General features: G+C 39.6%; 2 tRNA genes and 2 rRNA genes. All 4 read left to right on the forward strand.

Annotated elements, in window-relative coordinates:
* Positions 1–94: ribosomal RNA gene (locus tag O1U_RS04635) — 16S ribosomal RNA — on the forward strand; the annotation flags it as partial.
* A gap of 78 nt (positions 95–172) precedes the next feature.
* Positions 173–249: transfer RNA gene (locus tag O1U_RS04640), tRNA-Ile, on the forward strand.
* 80 nt (positions 250–329) lie between these two features.
* Positions 330–405, forward strand: a tRNA-Ala gene (locus O1U_RS04645).
* Positions 406–572: 167 nt separating this feature from the next.
* Positions 573–1,018, forward strand: a 23S ribosomal RNA gene (locus tag O1U_RS04650); the annotation flags it as partial.

The following is a 1,018-nucleotide window of genomic DNA, read 5'->3' on the forward strand; positions in this document are numbered from 1 at the left end:
TTTCGAGAGGACGCTCACCACTTTGTGGTTCATGACTGGGGTGAAGTCGTAACAAGGTAGCCCTAGGGGAACCTGGGGCTGGATCACCTCCTTAAAATATCAGGATTGTTTGAATGAGTGCTCACACAAATTAATTAGATTAATTTAAAGTTAAAGAGTTTAGTTAGATATTGGGTCTGTAGCTCAGTTGGTTAGAGCGTTCGCCTGATAAGCGGGAGGTCGGTGGTTCAAGTCCACTCAGACCCACCAATCCTTTTGAATATTTAAGTTATTACCAAAAGGAGTTAAAATTGAACGTTCATACTTAAAGCTAATGTATGCAAGGAGAAGGGGCTATAGCTCAGCTGGTAGAGCACCTGCTTTGCACGCAGGGGGTCTGCGGTTCGATCCCGCATAGCTCCACCAATGATTAAACGATTAAAATCAATTAAATATAGTAAAGCCTGTTCTTTAACAATTTAGAAAACTAGACAGATAATTCTGTTAGTTAATTTAGGATAATAAAGTTATCCTGACATTAATTTAATAGAAAGATAAATTATTTGTTATATTAAAACTTTTTAGGGTTGTATGGTTAAGTAATTAAGTGTACACGGTGGATGCCTTGGCAGTCAGGGGCGATGAAGGACGTATTAACTTGCGATAAGCCTAGATAAGGAAGTAAAATCCGCTTGAGTCTGGGATTTCCGAATGGGGAAACCTATACACGCAAGTGTATATCATAATGTGAATATATAGCATTATGAAGTAAATCGAGGGAACTGAAACATCTAAGTACCTCGAAGAGTAGAAATCAATATGAGATTCCGAAAGTAGTGGCGAGCGAAATTGGAGTAGCCCTTAAACTATTAATGTATTAGGTGAAAGCTCTGGAAAGTGCTGTGATACAGGGTGATATCCCCGTAACCGACAGTACATTATTAGTGAAATCGAGTAAGGCGGGACACGTGATATCCTGTTTGAATATGGGGGACCATCCTCCAAGGCTAAATACTACTGACTGACCGATAGTGAACTA

The organism is Candidatus Photodesmus katoptron Akat1 (assembly GCF_000478685.1).
In the GTDB taxonomy this organism is placed as follows: Bacteria; Pseudomonadota; Gammaproteobacteria; order Enterobacterales; family Vibrionaceae; genus Vibrio; species Vibrio anomalopis.